The organism is Kitasatospora sp. NPDC088742 (genome assembly GCF_055584905.1).
In genome coordinates this window covers 63,390-71,528 of the sequence record NZ_JBVJLD010000044.1, presented here as the reverse complement: position 1 = coordinate 71,528, position 8,139 = coordinate 63,390, and the positions used below count along the sequence as shown (strand labels likewise).

The following is an 8,139-nucleotide window of genomic DNA, read 5'->3' as shown; positions in this document are numbered from 1 at the left end:
CCGGCCCGGGCCGCCGGGCCTCTGGTAGGGGGGGGGGGGCGGGGCCCCGGGGGGCCTTGGGCCGGGGGGGTGCGGGGGCCCCCCGCCACCCGGGGGGGGGGGGGGGCCCCCGGGCCCCCCCCCCCCTCTTCCGTACGCCCGGCGGGCGTGGCGAGCGGCTCAGCGCACGCGCTCGGCGAACAGCCGGGCCGACCACCAGACCGCCAGTGCGGCCAGCGGCGCCACCACCGTGATGCTCTGCCAGACCACCGCGTCGCCCACCTGGCCGGTGAACAGCGAGCGCATGCCCTCCACGGCCCAGTAGAAGGGGTTCCACTCGGCGATCGACCGCAGCCACTGCGGGGCCAGCGCCAGCGGCAGCAGGGTGCCGGAGAGCAGCGCGATGGGCTGCGCCGCGGTGTTCACCACCGGGGCGAGCGCGGCGTCGTTGCGCACCAGCAGGGCGATGCCGAAGGAGATCGCCGAGGTCATCAGCGCCAGCAGGCCGAGCAGCAGGAAGGCCAGCAGCAGGTCCAGCAGGCCGACGGTCAGGCCGAAGGGCAGGGCGAGCAGGGTGATCACCACCGCCTGGGCCAGCAGCGCCGCGACCTCGCGCAGCGCCCGGCCGAGCAGCAGGGCCAGCCGGCTGACCGGCGTCACCCGGGAGCGCTCGACGACGCCCGCCTTGAGCTCGCCGAGCAGGCTGAAGCCGGAGAACAGGCCGCCGAAGATCACCAGCACGGCGAGCAGCCCGGGGACGTAGATGCGGTACGCCTCCTCGTAACTCCCGGCGCCCAGGGCGCCCTTGAGCAGCGGGGCGAAGAGCAGCAGGTAGAAGAGGGGCTGGACGATGCCGACCACCAGCCAGACCGGGGTGCGCCACATCAGCAGGACCTGACGCTGGAACACCAGCCAGGTGTCACGCGCGAGTTTCATCGGGGAAGGGCTCCAGGGGCTGCGGAGAAGGGGTCTCAGGTGAGCGAACGGCCGGTGCGGGCCAGGAAGACGTCGTCCAGGCTGGGGCGCTGGAGCTGCACGGTGGCGGGGGTCAGCCCGGCCTCGGCGAGGGTGGGCAGGAGTTGGGGGATGGCGCTGGCGCCGTCCCGGACGTAGAGCCGCAGGCCGCCCTCGGCGGGGGTCTCGCTGCGGTGCAGGTAGGGGGCGTCGGCCAGGGCCTTGGCGGCGTCCGCCACGTCCAGGCCACTGAGCACCACCACGTCCCCGGACACCTCCTGCTTGAGCGCCTCGGGGGTGCCCTCGGCCACGATGCCGCCGTGGTCGATGATGCCGATCCGGTCGCAGAGCGCGTCGGCCTCGTCCAGGTAGTGGGTCGTCACGAAGACCGTCATGCCCCCGGCCCGCAGCCGCCGGATCTCCTCCCAGACGCCGGCCCGGCTGGCCGGGTCCAGGCCCACCGTGGGCTCGTCCAGGAAGAGCACGGCCGGCTGGTGGATGACGCCGAGCGCGATGTCCACCCGGCGGCGCTGGCCGCCCGAGTAGGTCTGGCAGGCGCGGTCCGCGAACTCGCCCAACTCGAAGGCCTTGACGGCCCCTTCGGCCAGTCCGAGGGCCTCGGCCTTGGAGCTGCCGTAGAGCCGGGCCTGGTGCACCAGTTCCTCGCGTCCGGTCACCGTGTCGGCGGTGCCGCCGCCCTGGGCCACGTAGCCGATCCGGCGGCGGACCCCGGCCGGGTCGGCCCGCAGGTCGGCCCCGGCGATGACGGCGGAGCCGCCGTCCGGGCGGATCAGGGTGGCCAGCATGCGCAGGGTGGTGGTCTTCCCGGCGCCGTTGGGCCCCAGGAAGCCGTAGATCTCGCCCGCCGCCACGGACAGGTCGAGGCCGCGGACGGCGTCGACGGCGGCGGCCTTGCGAGGCTGGTAGGACTTGCGCAGCCCCGTGGTCTCGATCAAAGCCAGAACTCCCGTACAGGGGTGGGCAGACAGGGGTGTGAGAAGGTCGGCCGGTCGGAGCCGGACGACGCCGGGGCAGGCCACGGGCACCGGCGGCGTAGGTGACGGAAGCACCCGTGCGGCAGCCGGGGAAGTGGCTCCCCGGGCGTCACCCTAGGGGGTCGGCCGGGCCCGCCACAATGGTCTGGACCAGCTCGTTCGCGGGATCTCGCCTGGTGGACGCCAGCCGCTCCAGATGGTCGGCCGCCGTGCGGGCGCCGCCCTTCGACAGCAGTTCGTGGCCGAGCCGTCCGGCCGCCTCGCGGTGGGACGGGCCCTGAAGGACCGTCAGGACCGCCTCCCTCAACCGGAGTGCGGTGGCCCCGGCGAAGTCGACGCACACCCCGGCCCCGGCCGCCGCCACCCGCTCGGCCACCAGCGGCTGGTCGTGCCGGATCGGGGCGAGCACCACCGGCACGCCGTGCGCCAGCGCCTCGCTCGTGGTGTTCAGCCCGCCGTGGCCGAGCAGCGCCGACACCCGCCCCCGGGCCAGCAGTTCGAGCACCGGGGCGTGCTCCACCACCACCGCCCAGGCGGGGAAGTCCGCCCACAGCTCCGGCGGGGCGACCACCACGGCCGGCACCTGGGGGCCCAGCAGGTGGAGCGCGGCGGCCACCCGCCGCAGGAAGTCCAGCGCGACGTCGTCGGCCAGCGTGCCCATGGAGACCAGCAGGTGACGGCGCGTCGGGTCGAGCCGCTCCCAGGGGAATCCCGGCTGCTCCGGCCGCTCCGACAGCACCGGGCCGACCAGGGTGGCCGGGGCGTCCCCCGCGAGGGTCTCCCCGGTCAGCGCCAGGACCAGCTCCGGCGAGAAGCGCGGATCCAGGTACTCCTCCTCGGGCAGGCCGGCCCGGCGCCACAGCTCGCGCAGCCGCTCCCCGATCCACGGTTCGGCCTCCGGGAAGGGCCGCCCCAGCTCCATCAGCCCCGGTGCCAGCGAGGCCCAGGGCAGCCGGTGCCGGTGCGCCGTCAGGGCGCCCGCCGGGGTGTGCTGGTCCACCACCAGGACGTCCGGGCGCTCCGTGCGCACCGCCGCGTCCAGCGCCTTCGCGGTGAAGCGGGCGTACGGCACCACGAAGCCGTCCCAGAGCGAACGCAGCGCGGCCTCGCCCGATCCGCCCTGCGGACGGAACAGCCGCGAGCCGGTGCGGGCCACCCGCGCCTGCGGCCCGAGCAGTGGTCGCAGCACCAGTTCCGAACCGGCCCAGACCACCCGGTGGCCGCGGGCGGCGAGCTCGCGGCCTAGACCAATCGTGGGCAGCACGTGCCCGGCCAGCGGTGGGACGACGAGCATGAAGCTGCTGGTCACAGCGGTATGACGGTCCATCAGGAAGGACTCCGGGGGGTCGTGGGCTCCGGCCGAAGAGTCAGAACACATCTTGTGCGGCTCGCGGGGCGTGGGAATACTAGCCCGGGTGACCGCTCTGGAGGCAGTGGCCGTCCACCTACCCGACTCGGCCGTTCCCATCGAGGCCGTCGGCGAGCGGATCGGACTGACCCCGCGCCAAATCTCCCTCTTCCGCCGCTTCCACGGCCTGGACCAGGTACGCCTGGACCCGGACGGGACGCTGCACGACCTACTGGCCGGCGCCCTCGGCGCCCTGACCCACCTTCGCGGCCGGGAACACCTGGTCCGCCACGTGCTGTACGCCCGCAGCATGCCGGTGGCCCTCCCGTACCCGCTGGACCCCCTGCCCGACCTGCTGGACCGCTTCGGGCTCGGCCACGCCGAGCACTTCTCCCTCTCCCACCACGCCTGCGCCGGAAGCCTGCTGGCCATCGACCTGGCCGGACGGCTGCTCGCCGCCGACCCGGACCCGGAGGCGCTCGCACTGGTGCTGACCGGCGAGAAGACCTTCACCCGGGACGCCCAACTCGTCCCGGAGACGGCGCTGTTCGCCGAGGGCGCGGCCGCCTGCCTGGTGCGGGCCGGCGGCGGCCCCGGCGAGGTGCTGTCCTACGCCGTGCGCCAACTCGGCGAGTTCGACGGCCGCTTCGCCGAGGACCCGGAGCTGCTGACCCGCTACCAGCGGGCCTATCCCGAGACCATGGCCGCGGTGATCCGCACCGCCGCCGAACGGGCCGGCACCGGGCTCGACGAGCTCGCGCTGATCCTGCCGCACAACGTCAACCAGGTCTCCTGGCGGCGCCTCGCCCGGGAGTTGGACCTCCCGATCGAGCGCGTACTGCTGGACAACGTGCCCGCCGTCGGGCACAGTTTCGCCGCAGACGGGTTCATCAACCTTCACACCGCCGTCACCAGGGGCCTGCTCCGTCCCGGCGACCGGTACCTGATCGCGGCCTCCGGCCTCGGCGCCACCTTCTCGGCGATGACCGTCCGGCACTGACCGTCCGGCACCGACCGGCGCGCTCCTTGGAATCCAGGGGCGCCTCCACCGTCCGCCCGCGCTGACCACACCGCGCTGCCCCCTGATGGGATGTACCACGATGGACGACACCACCACACTCGCTCCCGATCCGGTCCTGCGCGGCCGGGTACTGGAGAGCATCGGCACCCTGCTGCCCCGGGTGCTCCGCCGCGAGCTCCCCGAAATCCCGGAGAACGCCTGCCTGTTCGACGACCTCGGCCTCACCTCGGCCGGCACCCTGGAGCTGATCCTCGAACTCGAGGAGTCGCTCGACATCCAGGTGGACGTCGAGGAGATCGGCGAGGACGACCTGCGCTCGGTCGCCAGCCTCGCCGACTTCGTGGCCGGCCACACCATCACCGAGGTCTGAGCGGTGCAGCCGCGCCCCACCGGGCGGGGCGGCCTGCGGATAGAGCGGGCGGTGCACCGCCGCTTCGGGGGCCGCTCGGCCGCCTCGCTCGACCCGGACCTGCGGGTCTTCGCCGGCGACCAGGCCCGCCCGTACGGACTGGCCCTGCGCGAGGACCTGCTGACGGAGGGCGTCGGTCACAGCTACGGCGAGATGGGCGAGGCACTCCTCGCCGAGCTGGCCCTCCCCGAGGACCGGCCGGCCGACCTGCTGCTGCTCGCCTTCGACGTCCCCGACGTCCAGCCCGGGCTGGCCAACACCCTGCGGCTGAGCCGTACCTGCCCCGGGCAGCCGATGGCCTTCGCGATCGGCGACCAGGGGCCGCTCAGCCCGTTCACCGCCCTGCGGATCGCCGACCGCTACGCGCGGACGGGGGCCTGCGAACGCGCCCTGGTGCTGGTGCTGGAGCAGCCCGCGCTGCACCACGCGCCGCCCGGGCCGGTCGACCTGCCCGAACACGCCGAGGGCGTGCTGCTGCTCTGCGAACAGGCGCCGGAGGAGCGGACCCTGACGGTCCACCAGCCCGCTCCGGTCGCGCGGCGCGCGGTCTCCACCGGAGGCGGCGAGCCCTGGCGACCGTCCTGGCCCTTCCCGGACCCGGTCTCCGGCACGCCCGCGCCCGTGCCCGGGCCCGGCGGCCAGCCGCTCACCGGCGTGTGGACGCGGGCGCTCTCCGCCTGGCGCGGAGGCCCGCTGCTCGTCCGCGGCGCTGACCGTCGCACCGGCCGCACCGCCGAGCTGCGCCAGCCCTGAACGGTGCCGGCCCTGAACGGTGCCGGCCCTGAACGGTGCCGGCCCTGAACGGCACGCACCCCGGCACCACCCTTCCCCGACCAGACTCGAACCAGGAACACAGGTACAGCGGATGACTGACCTTCGGAGCGCGGAAGCCGCGACCCTGCTGCCCACCGACACCCCCGGCGTGGTGCTCTACTCGGAGGGCTTCGAGCGGCTGATCGCCGACCTGCGCCGGGGCATCGAGGCGCTCGGCGCCGACGAGCCCTTCGAGCGCCTGGCCATCCCGCCGGTGATCTCCCGCGCCCTGGTGGAGCGGGCCGGGTACGCCAAGGCCTTCCCGCACCTGCTCGGCACCGTGCACAGCTTCACCGGCACCCCGGCCGAGTGGCGCGAACTCGCCGACACCCCGGACTGGCACCGCGAGCAGCGGATCGGCGACCTGGTGCTGCTGCCGGCCGCCTGCTACCCGGTCTACGCCACCCTGGAGGGAAGGGAGTTGGAGACCCCCGCCCGCTTCGCGGTCTCGGCGCACTGCTTCCGCCAGGAGGGCAGCGCCGAGCCAGGCCGGCTGCGCAGCTTCCGGATGTCCGAGTACGTCACCGCCGGGACCCAGGCGCACTGCGAGGACTGGCGGGCCGCCTGGCTGGCCCGGGTCGCCGAGTGGCTGGGCGCGATGGACCTCAAGGTCTCGGTGGAGGTGGCCGACGACCCGTTCTTCGGCCGGGCCCGCAAGGTCTTCCAAGCCGCCCAGCGTGCCCAGGAGTTGAAGTACGAGCTGCGGGTGGAGGTGGCGGACGGACTGGTCCAGGCGATCGCCTCCGCCAACTGCCACAAGGACACCTTCGGCACCGTCTTCGGCTTCACCGCCGGGGGCGAACCCGGTCACACCGCCTGCGCCGCCTTCGGCCTGGAGCGGATCGCGCTCGCGCTGGTCCACGCCCACGGGCCGTACCCGGCCGACTGGCCCGCGCCGGTCCGCGCCGTGCTCACCGGCTCGGTGGAGGTGGTCGGGGCACTTTCGGGGGCACTCTCGGCGGCGCTCTCGGGGGCGGGCCGATGAGCGTGGTCACCGTGCGGTACGACGGCGGCAGCACCGGCGAGGGGCCGGTGACGCTCGGTCAGGCCAACATGATCCTGTGCATCCGCCGCGACGACCCCGACCAGATCAACAAGCACGCCGTCTGGCCCGTCCCGCCGGACGCGGGCGTCCCCGACGTGCTCGCCACGCTGCGCCGGCTGGCCGAGCGGCACGAGTCCCTGCGCACCACCTTCGCGGTCGACGGACGGCAGACGGTGCACGCCGCCGGCTCCTTCGAGGTGACCCTGGTCGAGGCCGGTCCCGAGGAGCAACTCGACGTCAGGGCCGACGAGTTGGCGCGGCTCGACCGGCCCCGTCCGTTCGGCCTGGCGGCGGACTTCCCGCTGCGCTTCACCCTGCTCACCCGGGACGGGAAGCCCGCCCGGCTGGCCGTGGTGGTCTGCCACACCGGGGCGGACGGCGCGGCCACCTCCATCCTGTTCGAGGAGTGGTTCACCCTGCTCTCCGGAGGCGAGCTGCCCCCGGTCAGCGCCCCCACCCCGCTGGAGATCGCCGCCGCCGAGCACTCGGCGGCCGGGCGCCGCCGCACCACCGCCTCCCTCAAGCACTGGGAGAAGATCCTGCTCACCAGCCCGTTGGCGGTCTTCGCCGACTCCGGGCTGACCGGGCCGCCGGACCAGCTCGCCACCCTGGCGATCCGCTCCCGCGCCGCCGCCGAGAGCCTGGACGCCGCCAGCCGGCGCACCGGCGCCAGCCCGTCCAGCGTGCTGCTCGGTGTCTTCGCCGCTCTGGTCGCCCACCGGGCCGACCAGCCCAGGCTGACCCTCGCCGCCCTCTCGGCCAACCGTCACCGGGCCCAACTCGCTACCCACATCGGCACCTTGGCCCAGGACGCGCTGATCGCGGTGGACGCCGGGGCGGCCGACCTGGACGAGGTGATCGGCCGGACCAAGGCCGCCGCCTTCGCCGGCTACTGGCACAGCACCCTGGACGCGCCGCGGATCTGGGAGCTGGTCGAGGAGGCGGCCCACCAGCGCGGGGCGCGGTTCAACCGCCAGGTGGTGGTCAACGACCTCAGCATGACCATCCCCGAGGCGGCCGCCCGCTCCCGGCCGGTGCCGAGCGCCGAGCCGGAGCTCAGCTGGTACCCGGACGAGCCGGTGCCGGTGCGGGTGATGATGAACATCTGGCGGGTCCGCGAGGTGGTGGAGATCTCCCTGCACACCTGCCCGCAGGTGTTGGACCGTCAGGAGAGCGAACTCTTCGCCCGGGGCCTGCTCGCGCTGGTCGCCGCGGTGGCGGAGGGCCCGGTCGACCTGTCGCGCCTCACCGAACTGACCGGCCTGGAGCCGCGCAAGCGGGTGGGGGAGTGGGAGGAGGTGGACGGCAGCCGGATCGACCTGGCGGCCGTGCGCTCCCTGCTGGCCGACGCGCTCGGCCCCGGCGTGAGCGCCACGGTGGCGGTCCGGGACGGCAGGCTGACCGCCTGGATCGACCCCGGCGGGCAGCCGCTCACCCCGGCCACCGTGCACCGCGCGGTGGTGGCGACGCTGCCCGGCCGGGAGACGGCGATGGCCCCGCAGCACTACGTGGTGAACGGGGCCGTCCCGGCCGAAGGAAGCGGCCGGGACGGTGGCGCGGCCGACAGAGGCTAGG

8 protein-coding genes are annotated in these 8,139 nt (G+C 74.6%); 5 read left to right on the top strand and 3 right to left on the bottom strand.

All coding sequences use genetic code 11. From position 1 onward, the window contains the following. Positions 1–159 precede the first annotated feature (159 nt). From ACZ6ZR_RS28855 to ACZ6ZR_RS28845, 3 genes are all read right to left on the bottom strand, one after another. A complete protein-coding gene (locus ACZ6ZR_RS28855) occupies positions 160–915 on the bottom strand; it encodes an ABC transporter permease (RefSeq protein WP_465647194.1) in 756 nt (251 codons plus the stop codon). 35 nt (positions 916–950) lie between these two features. Then, entirely contained in the window at positions 951–1,889 is a 939-nt protein-coding gene (locus tag ACZ6ZR_RS28850; RefSeq protein ID WP_465647192.1) for an ATP-binding cassette domain-containing protein, read from the bottom strand. A 148-nt stretch (positions 1,890–2,037) separates the two neighbouring features. Then, positions 2,038–3,237 (bottom strand): glycosyltransferase, encoded by a 1,200-nt coding sequence (locus ACZ6ZR_RS28845; RefSeq protein WP_465647190.1) that lies wholly within the window; start codon positions 3,235–3,237, stop codon positions 2,038–2,040. A gap of 106 nt (positions 3,238–3,343) precedes the next feature. Between ACZ6ZR_RS28845 and ACZ6ZR_RS28840 the strand changes: the two genes are divergently transcribed. From ACZ6ZR_RS28840 to ACZ6ZR_RS28820, 5 genes are all read left to right on the top strand, one after another. Then, positions 3,344–4,276, top strand: coding sequence for a 3-oxoacyl-[acyl-carrier-protein] synthase III C-terminal domain-containing protein (locus ACZ6ZR_RS28840; protein WP_465647188.1), 933 nt, complete (start codon positions 3,344–3,346; stop codon positions 4,274–4,276). 100 nt (positions 4,277–4,376) lie between these two features. Further along, positions 4,377–4,667 carry a phosphopantetheine-binding protein gene (locus tag ACZ6ZR_RS28835; protein ID WP_465647186.1) on the top strand — a complete coding sequence of 97 codons (291 nt, stop codon included), beginning with the start codon at positions 4,377–4,379 and terminating at the stop codon, positions 4,665–4,667. A gap of 3 nt (positions 4,668–4,670) precedes the next feature. After that, positions 4,671–5,459: a hypothetical protein gene (locus ACZ6ZR_RS28830; protein WP_465647184.1), complete on the top strand. Its 789-nt coding sequence runs from the start codon at positions 4,671–4,673 to the stop codon at positions 5,457–5,459. A gap of 112 nt (positions 5,460–5,571) precedes the next feature. Next, positions 5,572–6,504, top strand: coding sequence for a class-II aminoacyl-tRNA synthetase family protein (locus ACZ6ZR_RS28825; RefSeq protein ID WP_465647183.1), 933 nt, complete (start codon positions 5,572–5,574; stop codon positions 6,502–6,504). Beyond that, on the top strand, positions 6,501–8,138 hold the full coding sequence (locus tag ACZ6ZR_RS28820) for a condensation domain-containing protein (RefSeq protein ID WP_465647182.1): 1,638 nt from the start codon (positions 6,501–6,503) through the stop codon (positions 8,136–8,138). Before ACZ6ZR_RS28825 ends, ACZ6ZR_RS28820 begins: the two co-directional genes overlap by 4 nt. Position 8,139: the final 1 nt, after the last annotated feature.

Coding starts and splice junctions, on each gene's coding strand:
- ACZ6ZR_RS28825 (WP_465647183.1), top strand. CDS start 5,572: ATGACTGACCTTCGGAGCGCGGAAGCCGCGACCCTGCTGCCCACCGAC.
- ACZ6ZR_RS28855 (WP_465647194.1), bottom strand. CDS start 915: ATGAAACTCGCGCGTGACACCTGGCTGGTGTTCCAGCGTCAGGTCCTG.
- ACZ6ZR_RS28820 (WP_465647182.1), top strand. CDS start 6,501: ATGAGCGTGGTCACCGTGCGGTACGACGGCGGCAGCACCGGCGAGGGG.
- ACZ6ZR_RS28835 (WP_465647186.1), top strand. CDS start 4,377: ATGGACGACACCACCACACTCGCTCCCGATCCGGTCCTGCGCGGCCGG.